Source organism: Pseudomonas sp. NPDC012596 (assembly GCF_042902325.1).
Lineage (GTDB): Bacteria > Pseudomonadota > Gammaproteobacteria > Pseudomonadales > Pseudomonadaceae > Aquipseudomonas.
In genome coordinates this window covers 411,266-428,290 of sequence record NZ_JBIBEB010000001.1, presented here as the reverse complement: position 1 = coordinate 428,290, position 17,025 = coordinate 411,266, and the positions used below count along the sequence as shown (strand labels likewise).

Annotated in this window: 18 protein-coding genes; 8 read left to right on the top strand and 10 right to left on the bottom strand. The window is 62.6% G+C overall.

The genetic code is table 11. The features are described from left to right. Positions 1-15: 15 nt before the first annotated feature. From ACFY68_RS01875 to ACFY68_RS01855, 5 genes are all read right to left on the bottom strand, one after another. On the bottom strand, positions 16-1,413 hold the full coding sequence (locus tag ACFY68_RS01875; RefSeq protein ID WP_387522847.1) for a M16 family metallopeptidase: 1,398 nt from the start codon (positions 1,411-1,413) through the stop codon (positions 16-18). Continuing rightward, positions 1,410-2,741, bottom strand: coding sequence for a M16 family metallopeptidase (locus ACFY68_RS01870; RefSeq protein ID WP_387522845.1), 1,332 nt, complete (start codon positions 2,739-2,741; stop codon positions 1,410-1,412). The genes ACFY68_RS01875 and ACFY68_RS01870 overlap by 4 nt, the downstream gene beginning before the upstream one ends. Before the next feature lie 71 nt (positions 2,742-2,812). Next, a complete protein-coding gene (rsmD, locus tag ACFY68_RS01865; RefSeq protein ID WP_387522843.1) occupies positions 2,813-3,415 on the bottom strand; it encodes a 16S rRNA (guanine(966)-N(2))-methyltransferase RsmD in 603 nt (200 codons plus the stop codon). After that, positions 3,415-4,899, bottom strand: coding sequence for a M16 family metallopeptidase (locus ACFY68_RS01860; protein ID WP_387522841.1), 1,485 nt, complete (start codon positions 4,897-4,899; stop codon positions 3,415-3,417). The genes rsmD and ACFY68_RS01860 overlap by 1 nt, the downstream gene beginning before the upstream one ends. Continuing rightward, positions 4,892-6,247, bottom strand: coding sequence for a pitrilysin family protein (locus ACFY68_RS01855; RefSeq protein WP_346614178.1), 1,356 nt, complete (start codon positions 6,245-6,247; stop codon positions 4,892-4,894). The genes ACFY68_RS01860 and ACFY68_RS01855 overlap by 8 nt, the downstream gene beginning before the upstream one ends. Before the next feature lie 232 nt (positions 6,248-6,479). Between ACFY68_RS01855 and ftsY the strand changes: the two genes are divergently transcribed. The 4 genes from ftsY to rpoH all read left to right on the top strand — a co-directional run bounded on the left by ftsY (position 6,480) and on the right by rpoH (position 10,749). Next, entirely contained in the window at positions 6,480-8,093 is a 1,614-nt protein-coding gene (gene ftsY, locus ACFY68_RS01850) for a signal recognition particle-docking protein FtsY (RefSeq protein WP_387522839.1), read from the top strand. Continuing rightward, complete coding sequence (ftsE, locus tag ACFY68_RS01845; RefSeq protein ID WP_060480077.1) at positions 8,090-8,761, top strand: cell division ATP-binding protein FtsE; 672 nt, start codon at positions 8,090-8,092, stop codon at positions 8,759-8,761. Before ftsY ends, ftsE begins: the two co-directional genes overlap by 4 nt. Further along, complete coding sequence (gene ftsX / locus ACFY68_RS01840) at positions 8,758-9,783, top strand: permease-like cell division protein FtsX (RefSeq protein ID WP_387522836.1); 1,026 nt, start codon at positions 8,758-8,760, stop codon at positions 9,781-9,783. Before ftsE ends, ftsX begins: the two co-directional genes overlap by 4 nt. 111 nt (positions 9,784-9,894) lie before the next feature. Beyond that, a complete protein-coding gene (gene rpoH / locus ACFY68_RS01835; RefSeq protein ID WP_346614175.1) occupies positions 9,895-10,749 on the top strand; it encodes an RNA polymerase sigma factor RpoH in 855 nt (284 codons plus the stop codon). A 48-nt stretch (positions 10,750-10,797) separates the two neighbouring features. On the opposite strand, the gene mtgA is transcribed toward rpoH, so the two are convergent. After that, complete coding sequence (mtgA, locus tag ACFY68_RS01830) at positions 10,798-11,508, bottom strand: monofunctional biosynthetic peptidoglycan transglycosylase (RefSeq protein ID WP_387522834.1); 711 nt, start codon at positions 11,506-11,508, stop codon at positions 10,798-10,800. 64 nt (positions 11,509-11,572) lie between these two features. On the opposite strand from mtgA, the gene ACFY68_RS01825 reads away from it, so the two are divergent. The 4 genes from ACFY68_RS01825 (at position 11,573) to trmB (ending at position 13,844) form a co-directional block, all read left to right on the top strand. After that, complete coding sequence (locus ACFY68_RS01825) at positions 11,573-11,944, top strand: DUF423 domain-containing protein (RefSeq protein WP_387522833.1); 372 nt, start codon at positions 11,573-11,575, stop codon at positions 11,942-11,944. Positions 11,945-12,047: 103 nt separating this feature from the next. Further along, complete coding sequence (gene thiS, locus ACFY68_RS01820) at positions 12,048-12,248, top strand: sulfur carrier protein ThiS (protein ID WP_313297868.1); 201 nt, start codon at positions 12,048-12,050, stop codon at positions 12,246-12,248. 51 nt (positions 12,249-12,299) lie between these two features. Then, positions 12,300-13,112, top strand: a complete 813-nt coding sequence (locus ACFY68_RS01815; protein ID WP_346614172.1) for a thiazole synthase — start codon at positions 12,300-12,302, stop codon at positions 13,110-13,112. 9 nt (positions 13,113-13,121) lie between these two features. Further along, positions 13,122-13,844 carry a tRNA (guanosine(46)-N7)-methyltransferase TrmB gene (gene trmB / locus ACFY68_RS01810; RefSeq protein ID WP_346614171.1) on the top strand — a complete coding sequence of 241 codons (723 nt, stop codon included), beginning with the start codon at positions 13,122-13,124 and terminating at the stop codon, positions 13,842-13,844. Positions 13,845-14,474: 630 nt separating this feature from the next. Here the strand turns inward: trmB and ACFY68_RS01805 are convergent. From ACFY68_RS01805 to ACFY68_RS01790, 4 genes are read right to left on the bottom strand one after another with little or no spacing between them, the layout of a single operon-like run. Then, the gene (locus ACFY68_RS01805) at positions 14,475-14,801 is read right to left on the bottom strand and encodes a DUF3392 family protein (RefSeq protein WP_346614170.1); all 327 of its coding nucleotides are present in this window, start codon (positions 14,799-14,801) and stop codon (positions 14,475-14,477) included. A gap of 9 nt (positions 14,802-14,810) precedes the next feature. Then, positions 14,811-15,998, bottom strand: a complete 1,188-nt coding sequence (hemW, locus tag ACFY68_RS01800) for a radical SAM family heme chaperone HemW (protein ID WP_387522830.1) — start codon at positions 15,996-15,998, stop codon at positions 14,811-14,813. Continuing rightward, positions 15,995-16,591: an RdgB/HAM1 family non-canonical purine NTP pyrophosphatase gene (gene rdgB, locus ACFY68_RS01795; protein ID WP_387522829.1), complete on the bottom strand. Its 597-nt coding sequence runs from the start codon at positions 16,589-16,591 to the stop codon at positions 15,995-15,997. The genes hemW and rdgB overlap by 4 nt, the downstream gene beginning before the upstream one ends. Further along, positions 16,588-17,022, bottom strand: coding sequence for a DUF4426 domain-containing protein (locus ACFY68_RS01790; protein ID WP_346614167.1), 435 nt, complete (start codon positions 17,020-17,022; stop codon positions 16,588-16,590). The genes rdgB and ACFY68_RS01790 overlap by 4 nt, the downstream gene beginning before the upstream one ends. Between the last annotated feature and the right edge of the window lie 3 nt (positions 17,023-17,025).

The window sequence follows — 17,025 nt, the reverse complement described above, 5'->3', positions numbered from 1 at the left end:
GCCCTTGTACCTGCGCTATTGGTCGAGCGGAGGCGGGGTGGGCAACGGCAACTGTTCGGTAGCCGGACCTGTGGTGATGAATACCTGTGGGGCACTCAACCACACTTGCGCCGCTTCACGTAGTTCGGCCGGCGTCAGTACCGACAGTTTGTCGATGAAGGTGGCAAGATGATCCGGCGGTAGGCCCTGGTGGTTGTATTTCGCCAGCGCCACGGCCAGTGCGCCACTGTCTGCCAGGCGTTCGTGCAGCCTTCCGGCAATCTGGTTTACCGCCATATCGCATTCTGCCTGGCTGGGGCCTCGCTCACCCAGGCACGCCAGTATCCCCGACACCAGCGCGCCAGAAGCATCGCGATATTGGGGCGCGATATCCCAATGGATCTGCAGCTGGCTGGCGGCGTCCAGCGGTCTCAGATCGGAGGATATGGCATAGGTCAAGTTGCGTAGCGTGCGCAATTCTTGAGTCAGACGCGATTCATAACTACTGCCAAGAATCGTGTTGAGCAGATGCAATGCGGGGAATACCGGGTCGTGCGGTGACACTTTGGTTGCGAGGGTTAGCGCTGACTGAGTGGCGCTGCTAGCGGCCACGAGGTTCTGGTCCAGTGGCTGGTATTCAGGTAGGGGGGGCGTGGTTTGCGCCGCCCAGCCTTGCGGCAGAGCCCCAACCAGATCATTGACAAGCTGCTCTGCTGCTTCGCGAGTGAGGTCTCCCACCAGGCCGATGTCGAGGTTGTTGGCCGAGTACGCCCGCTTGTGAAAATCCCTGATCTGATCCTCGCTGATATTGCCGATGGTTTCTGCAGTCAGAGTGGCAGCGTAGGGGTGGGCATTGAAGATATGCGCCGTTGTTGCCTTGTTAATCCGCCATATCGGGTGGTTGCCGTATCTGGCGTGACTGAACACCAGCCGTTCGCCGATTTTGGCCACATCGGCCGGCCTGAACGCCGGGCGCGCCACCATGTCGGTCAGCAGCTGCATCACGCCAGCACGTAGCGCAGGCAGGCTGAGGGCGCGTAGTGTGATGAGGGCACAGTCGTCGCTGATTTTCCTTCCCAATATCGCGCCGACCCCTGCCAGTTCTTCGGCGAATCGAGTGGCATCCAGCTGCCCGGTGCCTTGATCGAGGCTGTACAGGACAAGTGCCGCAAGCCCCGGCGTGGTGCCGTCGAGCACGCTACCCGCGCGAAAGCGCAGTGCCAGGTCGAACATCGGGCGGTCATGGCGTGCGAGGAAGCTGACGTTACTGCCTTCGGCAGTTTGCCACTGCTCCGGGACGGCTTGCAGGGGCGGAAGTTTGCCAAGTTCCGTACCCTGCGCTGATTGGAGGTTAGCCATGGCCGCGAGAGCGGTGTCTTCAGCGGGGCCGTTACAGGTCAGCGGCGATGGGGCCGGGGAATGTGCCTGGTTCATGCTGATGCTCCTGGCCGTAGGTAGGTGGTGGTCAACCGCTCGCGCCCCAGGTAGGCAAGTGCCACTTGCTGCACCTTGATGCAATCGAGGTCGCGGATGATTTGGGCATCTTGGTCAATAACTTCGACGGGTAAGCCTGCAGCAGCGGCTGCACCTATCTGCTCAGCCTGGGATACCAGGCTGTCAGCGAACAGTCGGCGTGCGAGCATGCGCAGTTTTGCGCGCTCGAGGTCTGCCATGGGCACTGGCGTATTGCGCAGTTCGTCCAGGTGCTCATAGACGGCTTGCGCAGCCTGTTCCGGCGAATTGTTCGTGCTGTTTACATATGCGGAAATGGTCAGCAGAGTGTCACCGCGCACCAGCGGCTGATAGTCGATTCTGATGCTGGCAAGCAGGCGTTTGTTCCTCACCAGGTCACTGTAGAGCCTGGCGCTGAACCCCTCTGCAAGCAGCTCGCGGATCAACTCCAGGGCCGGTGCGGTGGCCGCGTCAGCGGCGGTGGCCTTGCCAGGGACATTGAACGACATGAATAAACCGTCGCGTAAGCCCGGCAGGCTGACGGTTTGCTCGCGCTCCTGCAACCGCACGTCTTGCCGCGGTATGGGCCGCTCCGGCAATGGCGCACTCGGCAAGCTGGCGAAGTACGGTTCTATCTGCTGGCGGAGCGTTGGCAGGTCGATGTTGCCAACCACTACAAGCGTGGCGTTATTGGGCCGGTACCAGGTGTGATACCAGGTGCGTAGCGCCTCCAGCTGGATATTGCCAAGGTCTTCCGGGAGGCCGAAGTTCGGTTGCCCATAGGGATTGCTGCCAAGGGCCAGCGCGCAATGACTATCAAAAGCCTGTTGATCTGGCTGATTATCGAATTTAAGTCGTCGTTCGTCTTCGACCGCTTTCTTTTCCCGATTCAGTTCTGCCTGGCCGAAAGTTGCGCTGCTCATGGCATCGGCCATGATCTCCAGGGCGATGGGCAATCGAGAGGTCGGTAGCGCTATCTCGTACGCAGTAGCATCTTCATGGGTGCTGGCATTGGCATTGCCGCCAAGTCGAGCGATCACCCGTGAGTATTGGCCTGCGGCCAGTTTGCTGCTGCCCTCGAAAATCAAATGCTCCAGAAGGTGGGACAGGTTGCTGTGGCCCGCAGGCTCATCACTGAAACCCACGTGATACCAGAGTTGCACGGCGGCCATCTGGCTGCTGTGATCTGCCCGCAGGTAAACGGACAACCCGTTGTCCAGGGTGAAGTGTTGCAGTGGCAGGGGCGCGGCTGAAACCACAGAAGCCAAGCCTGCCGAGACCTGATCGAGGCCTAGAGAAGGTAAAGTCATCGCTGAAGTGCTCCGGTTGCAGTGAACCGCAACAGCTTCAGCGAAATGCCCATGCAGGCAGCGCTACATAGTTAGCCCCGCTGCCAGAGCGCGTAGTGCACCTGGCCGGTCTTCTTCTCGCGGTGCAGGCGCCAGTTACCCGGTAGTTGCAGGGTCGACGGTGCCGCTTCGCTTTCGGTATAGATCCAGGCTTGGTCGCGAAGCCACTGGTTCTGTTCCAGCAGGTTGCAGGTGTTGGCCAGCAGATCCTGGTGGAACGGCGGATCGAGGAATACGACGTCGAACTGCTGCTTGGCCGGGCCTTGCAGGTAGCGCAGGGCGTCGGTCTGGAGGATTTGCCCGCGCGGGCAGCGCAGGATTTCCAGGTTGTTCTTCAGGTTGCTGATTGCCGCTGCGTTGCTGTCCAGCGCCACGGCATCTTCGGCACCGCGGGACAACGCTTCCAGTACCAGAGCACCGCTGCCGGTGAAGGCATCCAGCACCCTGGCGCCTTCGATGTAGGGCGCCAGCCAGTTGAATACGGTTTCGCGCACGCGGTCGGTGGTGGGCCGTAGGCCGTCGCCTTCAGGCACCGCCAGGCGGCGGCTGCGCCACTCGCCGGCGATGATGCGCAGGTGACCCTGGCCCTTGCTTTGGCCCTGCTGCGGGCGGGCGGGAGGGGTGGATCTAGGCATTAGTGCTCCGGTACGCCGAGCGGTTGCTCGGCGGGTTTGTCAGTGGGGGCCGGCAGCGGTTTCTGCGGCACGCTCGGGCCGACGGTGACGATCACCAGTTTATCGGCTGTCAGGTGCTTGTTCATCGCGGCCTTGACCTGTTCGACGGTCAGCGCCTGGGACTGTTGCATGAAGTCTTCCAGCCAGGTCAATGGCAGGTTGTAGAAGCCAATGGCGCCCAGTTGCCCGACGATACTCGCATTACTGGCGTTGGACAGCGGGAAGCTGCCGGCCAGTTCGCGCTTGGCGTCGTCCAACTCTTGCTGGGTCGGGCCGCTCTTCAGGTAATCGGCGAGAATACCCTGGACCAGTTTCAGGGTGCCTTCGCTGAGCTCGGCGCGTGTCTGCAGGTTGATCATGAACGGGCCGCTTACCTGCATCGGGCTGAATACCGAGTATACGCCGTAGGTCAGGCCGCGCTTCTCGCGGACTTCGCTCATCAGGCGAGTACCGAAGGCGCCGCCACCGAGAATCTGGTTGCCCAGCGACAGCGCAGGCCAGTCCGGGTCCTGACGGTCGATGCCCAGTTCGGCGAGCATCAGGTGGGTCTGTTTGGACGGGAAGTCTATGTGACTGGCACCCGCTTTCGGTTCGACCGGTTGGGCTGGGCTGGCCAGCGCCGGGCCTTTGGGCAGGGCGGCGGAGACTTGGGCGGCGACGGCCTCGGCCTCTTCGCGGCTGAGGTCGCCGACCAGGGCAATTACCGCATTGCCAGCCGCGTAAGCCTTGGCGTGGAAGGCGCGCAGCTGGTCCAGGGTAATGCCCGGGATGCTTTCAGCAGTGCCATCACTGGGTTGGCCATACGGGTGGTCGCCATAAAGCTTGGCGAACAGCGCCTTGCCAGCAATTTTGCCGGGGTTCTGCTTTTCGTATTCGAAACCGGCGAGTAGCTGGTTCTTGATGCGCTTGAGCGCGTCTTCCGGGAAAGTCGGCTTGCCAGCCACCTCCGCGAACAGTTTGAGGGCCGGTTCGCGCTTGTCTTTCGCGCTGAGGCTACGCAGCGAGGCCACGGCCATGTCGCGGTAAGAGCCATTACCGAAGTCCGCACCGAGGCCTTCGAAGCCTTCGGCGATAGCGGTCACGTCCTTGCCGGCCACGCCCTCGTTGAGCATGGCGTTGGTCAGGGTGGCCAAGCCCGGCGTATTGCCGTCCTGGCTGCTGCCGGCGGCAAAGGTCACGCGCAGGTCGAACATCGGCAGCTCGCGGGCTTCGACAAACAGTACGCGCGCGCCTTCGGCGGTGGTCCAGTTCTGGATGTTCAGCTGGCGCCGGCTAGGGGCTTTGCCGTCCAGGTCGGCCAGCGACTGCAGGGTATTGGCCGGCCGCGCTGCGGTGCTGTCGGCCTCGGAATGGGCCGGGCGCGCGAGTACCGCGGCGACGGCCACTACCAGCGCGATGAGGCCCGTGCCGATCAGGGTGTAGCGTGGTGCGCTGCGATCACTCATGAGCGGACTCCTCAGGCAGTACGTGGGCAACGCTCAGGCGTTCGCGGGTGAAGTAGGTGCGCGCGGCGTTCTGGATGTCTTCGGGGGTCACGCGCTTGAGCTCGTCCAGTTCGCTGTCGATCAACTTCCAGGACAGGCCGACTGTTTCCAGCTGGCCGATGGTTGTGGCCTGGCTGCTGATGGAGTCGCGGTCGTAGACCAGGCCAGCGATCACCTGGGCGCGGACGCGTTCAAGCTCTTCGGCGCTTGGCGGGGTGGTCTTGAGTTCGTCGAGCAGCTGCCAAACGCCTTTCTCCACATCGGCGAGGGTCTTCTGCTTCTGCACGTTCGGCGTGGCCGAAACGAGGAACAGGCTGTCGCCGCGGGTGAAGGCGTTGTAGCTGGACGACGCGCCGGCCACCAGCTCCTGACCACGCTCCAGGCGGGCCGGCAGGCGGGCGCTATAGCCGCCGTCGAGCAGGGCCGAGATCAGCCGCAGGGCGTGCACGGTGCGTGGGTCCTTGGCGGTTGCCAGGCCTGGCACGTTGAAGCCGTAGATCAGGCTGGGCAGCTGGGTGCGTACGTGCAAGGTCAGCTGGCGCAGGCCCGGCTCGGCCAGTTCCAGTGGAAGCTTGGCAGGCGGCACGCTGCGCTTGGGGATGCTGCCGAAGTACTTCTGCGCCAGGCCTTTGACCTCATCGGCAGTGACATCGCCTACGACCACCAGGGTGGCGTTGTTCGGCGCATACCAGGACTCGTACCAGTGGCGCAGCTCCTCGACCTTCATGCGCTCGAGGTCGGCCATCCAGCCGATGGTCGGCGTGTGGTAGCCGCTTGCAGGGTAGGCCATGGCGCGGAACAGCTCGAAGGCTTTGGAGCTGGGCTGATCGTCAGTGCGCAGGCGGCGCTCTTCCTTGATTACCTCGATTTCGCGGGCGAACTCGTCGGCCGGCAGGCGCAGACTGGCCAGGCGGTCGGCCTCAAGCTCGAAGGCAACCGGCAGGCGGTCGCGGGCCAGCACCTGGTAATAAGCGGTGTAGTCATCGCTGGTGAAGGCGTTTTCCTCAGCGCCCAGATCGCGCAGGATGCGCGAGGCTTCGCCTGGGCCGATTTTGGCGCTGCCTTTGAACATCATGTGTTCCAGGGCGTGGGACAGGCCGGTCTGGCCTGGAGTTTCGTAACTCGAGCCAACCTTGTACCAGATCTGCGAAACCACCACCGGCGCACGGTGGTCCTCGCGCACGACGACCTTCAGGCCATTGTCGAGGATGAATTCATGGGTGGGTTGCACATCGGCGGCGAAAGCCGCGAGCGGCAGGCAGAGCGTGCTGAGCAACAGGCCAGCGGCGCGGCGGGCTAGAGCATTCATAAGGTGTTTAACCTGTTCGGCGGCCCGCTGGGTTTAGCGTCGGCGGGCCAGGAGGTGCTAGGATACTGATCCGGTTGCCTGGCGACCATGCCTGTCGCCGTTCTGGCCCACAGGTCTATCAAGACAAAACATTGCGCATGAACCAGCCGGATTCAAAATAGTCTGTTCTGCGTTAAGAGAATTCCCGATGTGCCGCTGCTGGCCCATCGCTACCCTGAGATAGCCGTCTTCCATGTTTGGTTCCAACGACGACAAAAAAGCGCCGGCAGAGGCTGGCGAGAAAAAAGGCCTGTTCAGCTGGTTTCGCAAGAAGCCGCAGCAACCTGTCGCCGAACAGCCACAAGCCCCCGATGAGCAGCCTGCAGAGCCGCTAGCGCCGCAGCCGGCCGTCGAGCAGCCTGAAGCTGCTCCGGCTGAGCCGGACGCCGCCCAAGCCCCTGTGCCAGCCGCCGAGGCCCCACGCCCCGTCGAGCCTGCACCGGCGCCCGAATCCGCCCCTGCCCTTGAGCCCGCCCCGGCCCCAGAACCTGTTCCAGCCCCCGAGGTTGTAGGGGTTCCTGAACCTGCCCGGGCCCCCGAGGCTGTGCGGGTTGCTGAGCCTACTCCGGCCCCTGTGGAAGCGGGCTTGCCTGCGAATGGCGAGCCTGCCGTCCCGCAATCCGAAAACCCTGCTCCGGTTGCCGTATCCCCCGAGGCCCCGGTAATCGAAGCGGTCGAGCCCCCGGTCAGCAACTTGGTCCTGCCCGTAGCCGAAGAGCCCGTCGCCCTGGTCCCGGACCTGGAACCCAAGGCCCCGCCTGCGATCCCCGAGCGCCCGGCGCCAGAACCTGCCACAGTCTCAACGCTTGTCGAGCCAGAGCCAGAAGCCCAGCCAGCCGCGGTCGTTGCCCCCCAGGCCGCCAGCGAACAGGCCAAACCCGGCTTCTTCGCCCGCCTCAAGCAGGGCCTGTCGAAGACCAGCGCCAGCATTGGCGAAGGCATGGCCAGCCTGTTCCTGGGCAAGAAGGTCATCGATGACGACCTGCTCGACGAAATCGAAACCCGCCTGCTGACTGCCGACGTCGGTGTGGAAGCGACCTCGATCATCGTCCAGAACCTGACCCAGAAGGTCGCCCGCAAGCAGCTGGCAGACGCCGATGCCCTGTACAAGTCCCTGCAGGACGAGCTGGCTGCATTGCTGCGCCCGGTCGAGCGCCCTCTCAAAATCGAAGCGCAGAACAAGCCCTACGTGATCCTCGTGGTGGGCGTGAACGGCGCCGGCAAGACCACCACCATCGGCAAGCTGGCCAAGAAACTGCAGCTTGAAGGCAAGAAGGTCATGCTGGCAGCAGGCGACACCTTCCGTGCCGCTGCCGTCGAACAGTTGCAGGTTTGGGGTGAGCGCAACCAGATCCCGGTGATCGCCCAGCACACCGGTGCCGATTCCGCGTCGGTGATCTTCGATGCCGTGCAGGCCGCCAAGGCACGTGGTGCCGACGTGCTGATCGCCGATACCGCCGGCCGTCTGCACACCAAAGACAACCTGATGGAAGAGCTGAAAAAGGTTCGCCGGGTCATGGGCAAACTCGACGCCGAGGCGCCGCACGAGGTGCTGCTGGTGCTCGATGCCGGTACCGGCCAGAACGCTATCAGCCAGGCCAAGTACTTCAACCAGAGCGTCGAGCTGACCGGCCTGGCCCTGACCAAGCTGGATGGCACCGCCAAGGGCGGGGTGATCTTTGCCCTGGCCAAGCAGTTCAATATCCCGATCCGCTTCATCGGTGTCGGTGAAGGCATCGACGACCTGCGCACCTTCGAAGCCGAGCCGTTCGTCAAGGCTCTGTTCGCCGAGCGAGAGCATCCATGATCCGATTCGAACAGGTTGCCAAGCGCTATCCCAACGGCCATGTCGGCTTGCATGAGCTGAGTTTCCGGGCGCGCCGGGGCGAATTCCTGTTCGTCACCGGCCATTCTGGCGCCGGCAAGAGCACCTTGCTGCGCCTGTTGCTGGCCATGGAGCGCCCGACCAGCGGCAAACTGCTGCTGGCAGGGCAGGACCTGGGCCAGATCAGCAACGCGCAGATCCCGTTCCTGCGTCGGCAGATCGGCGTGGTTTTCCAGAACCACCAGTTGCTGTTCGACCGGACCGTTTTCAACAACATTGCGCTGCCATTGCAGATTCTCGGCCTGTCCAAGGCCGAGATCGCCAAGCGGGTGGATTCGGCGCTGGAGCGTGTGTCGCTGGCAGACAAAGGCGAGCTGTTTCCGGCCGACCTGTCCACCGGCCAGCAACAGCGTGTCGGTATCGCCCGTGCCATCGTCCACCAGCCGGCTTTGCTGCTGGCCGACGAACCGACCGGTAACCTCGACCCGCGCTTGGCCGCCGAGATCATGGGCGTGTTCGAAGACATCAACCGCCTGGGCACCACGGTATTGATCGCCAGCCACGACCTGGCACTGATCGCGCGCATGCGCCACCGCATGCTGACCCTGCAGCGCGGCCGACTGATCGGCGATGGGGAGGCCGGGCAATGAGCACTACACGTACACCCAAGGTTTCCGAGCGGGTTGCGCCCAAGGCCGCCGACGCCGATACCAGGAAAAAACGCGGCGAGCATGACGATGACGGCCCAGACTTCCGCACGCTGCTCAATGCCTGGCTGGAGAGCCATCGGGCCAGCCTGGCCGACAGCCTGCGCCGCCTGGGCAAGCAGCCGATCGGCAGCTTCTTCACCTGCCTGGTCATGGCCGTCGCGCTGAGCATGCCCATGGGGCTGTCGCTGCTGCTGAAGAATGTCGAGGTACTGGGCGGCTCCTGGCAGCGCGCGGCGCAGATTTCGCTGTACTTGAAGCTCGATGCGGGCAGCAAGGAGGGCGAGGCGCTGCGCGAAGAGATCAAGGGCATGCCCGGCGTGGCCGACGCGCTATACGTCAGCCCTGGGCAGGCGCTGGAGGAGTTCCAACAGCAGTCCGGGTTGGGCGAGGCCTTGCGTGAGCTGCCCGACAACCCGCTGCCTGGCGTGGTAGTGGTGACCCCGACAGAAGTCGACAAGCCGGCCCTGGAAGCCTTGCGTCAACGCCTGGCTCAATTGCCACGGGTAGAAAACGCCCAGCTCGATCTGGTGTGGGTGGAGCGCCTCGCAGCCATCCTCAAACTGGGCGACCGGTTCGTCTTCGGGCTGGCTGTGATGCTTATTTCTGCCTTGCTGTTAGTAATCGGTAACACAATTCGTCTACATATTGAAAACCGCCGTACCGAGATCGAAGTGATCAAGCTGGTTGGCGGCACCGACAGCTACGTACGCCGGCCTTTCCTGTACATGGGCGCCTTGTACGGCCTGGGTGCGGGCTTGTTGGCCTGGGGTATTCTCGCATTCGGCCTGAACTGGCTGAACGAGGCCGTGGTAGGGCTGTCCGGGCTGTATGGCAGTGACTTCGCCTTGGGCGGGGTGCCAGCATCCGATGGTCTGTCGCTCTTGATCGGGGCGGTGCTGTTGGGGTATATCGGTGCATGGATCGCGGTCGCTCGTCACTTGAACGAGTTGGCACCACGATAGTTTTTCTGTGCCAGCATTGACATTTTTTTCATTTTGGAACTCGTACCGTCGTTCCGGGTCAATGTTGGCAGTGCTCACAAGGCGCGAGTTTAGTAAGTCGGAGGTTCTTGAATGACCACATCGTTGCAACCTGCCTATGCCCTGGTACCCGGTGCAAACCTGGAAGCCTATGTGCACACGGTCAACAGCATCCCGCTGCTGACTGTCGAGCAGGAGCGTGATCTGGCCGAGCGTCTCTATTATGAGCAGGATCTCGAGGCCGCTCGGCAAATGGTGATGGCACACCTGCGTTTCGTCGTACACATCGCCCGTAGCTATGCAGGCTACGGCCTAGCCCAGGCCGACCTGATCCAGGAAGGCAACGTCGGCCTGATGAAGGCAGTCAAGCGCTTCAACCCGGAAATGGGTGTGCGCCTGGTGTCCTTCGCCGTGCACTGGATCAAGGCTGAAATCCACGAATTCATCCTGCGCAACTGGCGCATCGTCAAGGTGGCTACCACCAAGGCTCAGCGCAAGCTGTTCTTCAACCTGCGCAGCCAGAAGAAGCGTTTGGCCTGGCTGAACAACGATGAAGTGCATCGTGTGGCCGAAAGCCTCGGCGTCGAGCCGCGTGAAGTGCGCGAGATGGAAAGCCGCCTGAGCGGCCAGGACATGGCCTTCGACCCGGCAGCCGAGGCTGACGACGACAGCGCCTTCCAGTCGCCTGCGCATTACCTGGAAGACCACCGTTACGACCCGGCTGTGCAGCTTGAGGACGCTGACTGGAGCGACAATTCCACCAGCAACCTGCATGAAGCTCTGCAAGGCCTGGACGATCGTAGCCGCGATATTCTCTACCAGCGCTGGTTGGCTGAGGAAAAAGCGACATTGCATGAGCTGGCGGACAAGTACAGCGTTTCGGCTGAGCGTATTCGTCAGCTGGAGAAGAATGCGATGAACAAGGTCAAGGCGTTGATTGCCGCCTGATTGGTGCCTGGCTGAATTTAAAAACCGTGCCCTGCAGGGCACGGTTTTTTATTGCCTGCGTGAAGCATCCAGCTGCATCAGGTAGCTCGGCCCACCCAGTTGGCTCATCTGCCGCCGAATCCAACCGGCCCGGCTGGCGACGTAGGCACTTGGCCGGCTGGCGCTCCACTTGATCGGGCTGGGCAGCACCGCCGCCAACTGAGCGGCCTGCTGGCGGCTCAGCCGGCTGGCATCGATGCCGAAGTGGTGGCGCGCCGCCGCCTGGGCGCCAAAAACGCCCTTACCCCACTCGGCGCTGTTCAGGTACACCTCAAGGATGCGCTCCTTGGACCAGAACAGCTCGATCAGCGCCGTGAACCAGGCCTCCAGCCCCTTGCGGAACCAACTGCGGCCCGACCACAGGAACAGGTTCTTGGCGACCTGCTGGGTCAGGGTGCTGGCGCCTCGAATGTTGCCGCCACGCTCGTTGTAGGCCAGCGCAGCCTGGATAGCCGGGATGTCGAAACCCCAGTGGTTGGCGAACTTCTGGTCCTCGCCGGCGATGACCGCCACCTTGAGGTCATCGGAGATTTTTTCCCACGGTTCCCAGTCGCGCTGCAGGTCGATAGGTTCGCCGCTGAACCACGACTGCACTTTGCGCTCGGCCATCAATGCCGTGCCGGGCGGTGGGACCCAGCGGAACACCAGCACCACGACGATGCTGCCGGCAGCGAACCAGAGCAGGGCGCGAGCGAGGCGACGTATAAGGGATGACAGCATGGCGATGGCTTGGCCGGACCGTTGGAACGGGCCATTATACAGACCCGATACGAGGAGTCGTCCCATGCTTCGCAGCTTCCTGATGCTCGCCGCCTTTTTCGGCTTTACCGGTGTCGCCCTTGGCGCATTTGCCGCCCACGGCCTGAAAAACCGCCTGACAGCCGACTACCTGGCGATTTTTCACACCGGCGTGACCTATCAGCTGGTGCATGCGCTGGCGATCTTCGGTGTTGCGCTGCTCGCTGCGCATTTGCCGGGGCGCCTGGTGGGCTGGGCCGGCGGTCTGTTCGCCGTGGGTGTCGTATTGTTCTCCGGTAGCCTGTACCTGTTGACCCTGAGCGGGGTCAGCAAGCTTGGCATCATTACCCCCATCGGCGGCTTGTGCTTCCTCGCCGGCTGGCTGTGCCTGGGCCTGGCAGCCTGGCGCTTGGGCTGACCAACCGGTCCACAATCGCGACTAATGGCGCGCACTGCCCTTGGGTTAACGCGTTGATCGGCGCTAGAATGCGGGCCCGAAAAGCATAATGGTGGCCGTGCGCATGCGCATTCAACTGAACGGTGAGCCTTACGAATTGCCCGCTGGCGAAAGCGTCGCGGCCCTGCTGACCCGCTTGGAGCTGGCAGGGCGCCGGGTGGCGGTGGAACTCAACCTGGATATCGTGCCGCGTAGCCAGCACGACAGCACGCAGCTGAATGACGGCGACCAGGTCGAAGTGGTCCACGCCATCGGTGGCGGTTGATCCCGCCCTGGCGATTCATTTAAGCCCAGCAATCTTTCCCGAGGAACAACGATGAGCAACGTTCGTAGCGACAAGCCCTTTATCCTGGCCGGGCGCACTTTCCAGTCGCGCCTGCTGGTCGGCACCGGCAAGTACCGTGACATGGAAGAAACCCGCCTGGCCACCGAGGCCTCGGGTGCCGAAATCGTCACTGTCGCCGTGCGCCGCACCAACCTTGGCCAGAATGCGGGCGAGCCGAACCTGCTCGACGTGCTGTCACCCGACAAGTACACCATCCTGCCGAACACTGCAGGCTGTTTTGACGCGGTCGAAGCGGTCCGTACCTGCCGCCTGGCCCGCGAGCTGCTCGATGGCCGCAAGTCGCATGAAGAGCGGACGCTGGTGAAACTGGAAGTCCTGGCCGACCAGAAGACCCTGTTCCCGAACGTGATTGAAACCCTCAAGGCCGCCGAAGTGCTGGTCAAGGACGGTTTCGACGTAATGGTCTATACCAGCGATGACCCGATCATCGCCCGTCAGCTGGCCGAAGCGGGCTGCATCGCGGTCATGCCGCTGGCTGGCCTGATCGGCACCGGCCTGGGTATCTGCAACCCGTACAACCTGCAGATCATCCTGGAAGAATCCAAGGTGCCAGTGCTGGTCGATGCCGGCGTAGGCACCGCCTCCGACGCCACCATCGCCATGGAAATGGGCTGCGAGGCTGTGCTGATGAACTCGGCCATTGCCCACGCCCAACAACCTGTGATGATGGCCGAAGCCATGAAGCACGCAATCCTCGCCGGGCGCATGGCCTACCTGGCCGGCCGCATGCCGAAGAAACTCTATGCCAGCGCCTCTTCGCCGCTGGATGGTCTGATCAAGTAAGAGCCCCTGATGACTGAATCGCAAGATACGCCGACCACCACCGACGGCGAAGCGCGCCCACACCGCCGCATCAAGAGTTTCGTGATGCGCGCCGGGCGCATGACCGAAGGCCAGCAACGCGGCCTGGACCAGGGCGGCCCGCTGTACATCCTGCCGCTGGCTGAGAGCCCGGTGGACTACGACCAGGTATTCGGCCGTTCGGCACCGCGCACCCTGGAAATCGGCTTCGGCATGGGCCATTCCCTGCTGGAAATGGCCGCTGCCGCGCCGGAGCAGGACTTTATCGGTGTTGAAGTGCACCGTCCGGGTGTTGGCGCGCTGCTCAACGGCGTGCTGACCCAGGGCCTGAAGAACCTGCGGGTATACGACTGCGACGCCATCGAGGTGCTCAACCGCTGCGTGGCCGACAACAGCCTCGACCGCTTGATGCTGTTCTTCCCCGACCCATGGCACAAGGCGCGCCACCATAAGCGCCGCATCGTGCAGCTGGAGTTCGCCGAGCTGGTACGGCGCAAGCTCAAACCGGGTGGCGTGTTCCACATGGCGACCGACTGGGAACCCTATGCCGAGTACATGCTGGAAGTGATGAGCGCCGCGCCGGGTTACCGCAACCAGGCGGCGGATGGGGCTTATGTGCCGCGTCCCGAAGAGCGTCCGATCACCAAGTTCGAGCGCCGTGGTGAGCGCTTGGGGCATGGGGTGTGGGATTTGAAGTTCGAGAAGGTGGGTTGAGGCGAATTGAGCCATCGATGTAGTGATGTCTTCACAACTGAAGGCGAAAAAAAACCGCTCTGACAAGAGCGGTTTTTTTATGCGAGCGACAGGACTGAGTATCCTTCGCTCCGGGACTTCACCGAAAATCCCCACACAGTCAGTGGATCATAGGCAGCCCGAAAGTTTGCGTCAATGATGAGAAATATTCAGCATCATGTGTGTCGGAGCAGTTAACAGCTTAGGCCGTGTATCCCAAGTATCATCGCGCTGCTCCTGTGTGGGTCAAAGCGGTGATGGGCCGGGTAGAGAGAAGAATTCTGCTTTCCGGCCCCTTCGACATGGCCTGAGAACCGTGCCGGTTGTTGACTTCGAAGGGCCATTAACCCGGCCACTTCACCGAAATCACCCACATAGTTTTCGAAGGCATCGAAGTACCGGTTAGATGCTGGAAGATTGGCCCGCCATCACGGAGGCCAAGGCATATGAAGCGTTTGCTTGATGCGCTGAGCCACGTATGGAAGCTCATTCGGATCTTGTTCGTATTAAAGACCGCAATGGATTTCATGCGTGATCACTTCGACGATTCCCTTTAAGGGATAGCCGGAGCGATAGGGCTGCCCTGGTTCTCCGGGGCAGCTTTTAGCTATCTCATCCCCGCCGATCAGCCACCACGCCGATCAACACCAGCACCACCAACAGCACCGGTGCCAGCGCATAGTTGTTGAACTGGCTCAGCCCCTTCACCACCCACGGTGTGGCATAGATCAGCGCCGCGCCACTGCCGATCATCACCAGCACCGCCATGAACGGAACGCGCAGGGCACCGGCCAGGCCGCCCAGGCGTTGCTCCACCCAGGCCTTGATATCGGTGCCGAACAGCACCAGCAGGCAGCCTACCAGGGCCAGGGAAATCTCAGACAGGTTGCTACGGCTCCAGCGGGAAACCGTCGCCAGCAGATCAAGTACCAGATCCATGGGTCATCCTTAGGTCAAGAAATACTGCAGCAGGTCATTGAGGAACAACTGGCCGCGCGGCGTGGCCGCCAATCGATCCGGTTCGACCTGCAAAAGGCCTTTTTGTTCGGCTGCACGGCGTGCCTCGGCGAGTTGCGCGAGTGGCAAACCGGTGCGCTGGCTGAACAGCTCGGCTTCCACGCCATCGGTAAGGCGCAGTGCATTCATCAGGAATTCGAACGGCAGCTCGTCGACCGGCAGCAATTTCTCGCCAGCCTTGAACGGCTTGGCCAGGTTCAGGTAGTCCTTGGGCAGGCGGGTCTTCCAGGTGCGCAGAATGCGGCCGTCGGCGAAGGTCAGCTTACCGTGTGCGCCGGCGCCAATGCCGATGAAATCGCCAAAGCGCCAGTAGTTGAGATTGTGCCGGGCAGGGCGGCCTGGCTGGGCATAGGCCGAAACTTCATACTGCTTGAAGCCATTCGCCGCCATCAGTGCCTGGCCGGCTTCCTGGATGTCCCACAGGATGTCGTCTTCGGGCAGCTCCGGCGGCTGGTTCCAGAACACCGTGTTCGGCTCGACGGTCAGCTGGTACCAGGACAGGTGAGTAGGCCCCAGGTCGATGGCCTGGCGCAGGTCACCCAACGCGTCGTCCAGCGACTGGTCAGGCAGGCCGTGCATCAGGTCCATGTTGAAGTTGTCGAAACCTGCCGCGCGCGCCATGCCGGCTGCGCGAACCGCCTCGTCGCCATTGTGGATGCGGCCCAGCGCTTCCAGTTTGGCTGGCTGGAAGCTCTGCACGCCGATGGACAGGCGATTGATGCCGGTTTGCCGGTAGGCCTTGAACTTATCCTGCTCAAACGTCCCGGGGTTGGCTTCGAGGGTGATCTCGATATCCGGTGCGAACGTAATGCGCTGCTCCACACCGCGCAGCAGCCTGCCAAGCGCATTGGCGCTGAACAGGCTCGGGGTACCGCCGCCGAAGAATATCGACGAAATCGGCCGGCCCTGAACCGCTGGAAGCTCCTGGTCGAGGTCGGTCAGCAAGGCATCGACATAGGCCTCTTCTGGCAGCTCAGGCCCGGCAGCGTGGGAATTGAAGTCGCAATAAGGGCATTTGCGCACGCACCACGGAATGTGGATATACAGCGACAAAGGCGGCAGCGTGGCGAAACCCGCCACGCCTGGCTGGCGCGGCTGGGTGGACAACGTTTCGATCATGCCAGGCCCAGACGTTGGCGCAGCAGGGCCATGGCGCGGGCGCGGTGGCTGAGCTGATTCTTGTCGGCCGGGGCGAGGTCGGCGCTGGAGCAGCTGCGTTCAGGCACCCAGAACAGTGGATCATAGCCGAAGCCATGTTCGCCGCTGGCTGCGGTCATGATGCGCCCGTGCCACAGCCCTTCACACAGGATCGGCAGCGGGTCGTCGGCATGGCGTACCAGCGCCAGCACGCAGACGAACTGAGCGCCGCGTTGATCCTCCGGTACGTCCTTGAGTGCTTCTAGCAGCTTGGCGTTGTTCGCTGCGTCGCCCTGGCCATTGGCGTAACGCGCCGAGTAGATGCCCGGTGCGCCACCCAGGAAGTCCACCGCCAGGCCCGAATCGTCGGCCAGTGCCGGCAGGCCGGAAATACGAGCGGCATTGCGCGCCTTGAGGATGGCGTTCTCGACGAACGACAGGCCGGTTTCTTCAGGCTCTACCTGGCTGAACTCGCCAATCGAGCGCAGTTGCACGGCCTGGCCGAGCATGGCCTGGAGTTCCTTGAGTTTGCCGGCGTTGTGGCTGGCCAATACGAGTTGCTGGAAATTCATCATTCGCCTGGGAACACTTCCTGGTTGAAGCTGAGTTTATGGCTGACCCCGCCGGTTTCGACATTCAGGTCGAAGGTCAGCGTCTCGGCCTGTTCGATCTTGAACTGGGCGATATAGTACACCGCACCCCGGTCGGTGATTTGCCTGAACGACAGCGGGTTGCTGCGCCCGGTGAGGTCCTGCACCGTGCCACTGACCACCGCCATCGCGGGCTTGCTGGCCTTGAGCACGGCAACGTTGAGCACCCCCTGGTTCTTGCTGCGGGTCAGCCCCGTGGCGGCGGCGATATCCGGCTGCAGCATGCTTGAGGTGAAGGCGCTGTAGTGCACCGTCACGTCGCCGAAAACTTCCTTGCGCTCGGGTTTGGCGGCATCGGCAGCCAGTACCGGCAGGGCCAGGCACAGGCTGATCAGGAACAGGGTTAGGCGACGCATGGT